The sequence below is a fragment of the Xanthomonas albilineans genome (assembly GCF_002939705.1).
Taxonomy (GTDB): Bacteria; Pseudomonadota; Gammaproteobacteria; order Xanthomonadales; family Xanthomonadaceae; genus Xanthomonas_A; species Xanthomonas_A albilineans.
Genome location: NZ_MDCB01000078.1, coordinates 1 through 852, shown reverse-complemented (window position 1 = coordinate 852; position 852 = coordinate 1). Strand labels below are relative to the sequence as shown.

Sequence of the window (852 nt, the reverse complement as noted above, 5' to 3'; positions counted from 1 at the left end):
GTACAGCGCGCTCAGTTCCTGCACCAGCAACGCCATCGACCAGCCATCCGAAACGATGTGGTGCATGGTCACCAGCAGGCGATGTTGCTGCTTGGCCAGCTGCAGCAGGCGACCACGGATCAGCGGACCACGGCTCAGGTCGAAGGGCGTGTTGGTTTCCTGTTCGGCTTGATCTTGCGCGGCGACCTGGGCATCTGGCGTGTTGCGCAGATCTGCACATGTCAGCGCAAAGCCTACATCCGCAGGAGCAATCGACTGGGTGGCGCCGTCGTCGTCGGTCACGAAGCAGGTGCGCAGGGCTTCGTGGCGGGCGACGATGCGATCCAGCGCCTGTTGCAGCGCGGGCAGATTCAGCGCGCCGTGCAGGTCCACGCCGCCGGCGAGGGTGTAAGCCTGCGCGGCGCGACTGTCGAATTGTGCCAGGAACCACAGCCGTTGTTGCGCGTAGGACAATGGCAATGCCGCGTTACGGTCGGCCGGCACAATGGCCGGCAAGGTGCTGGAATTGGCACAATCCAAGGCTTGTGCCAATTCGACCAGACGCGGCTGGGCGAACAACGTAGTCAGCGGCAATTCCAGTCCCAGCGCGCTGCGGATACGCGAAATCAGCCGCACACCCAGCAGCGAGTGACCACCGAGGGCGAAGAAGTTGTCGTGACGCCCGATGCTCTCCAAGCCCAGCAGTTCACTCCAGATCGCAGCAATGGTCTGTTCGATTTCGCCCTGCGGTGCTTCATACGCATGCGCCGCATACGCCGACCCATCAGGTGCCGGTAACGCCTTACGATCCAGCTTGCCATTCGGGGTCAGTGGCAGGCGATCCAACCGCACATAAGCGGCTGGGACCATGTA

Annotated in this window: 1 protein-coding gene; it reads right to left on the bottom strand. The window is 62.8% G+C overall.

What is annotated here, in order from left to right:
- A partial coding sequence (locus tag XalbCFBP2523_RS15805; RefSeq protein WP_146084149.1) for a condensation domain-containing protein occupies positions 1-852 on the bottom strand: 852 nt, incomplete at both ends.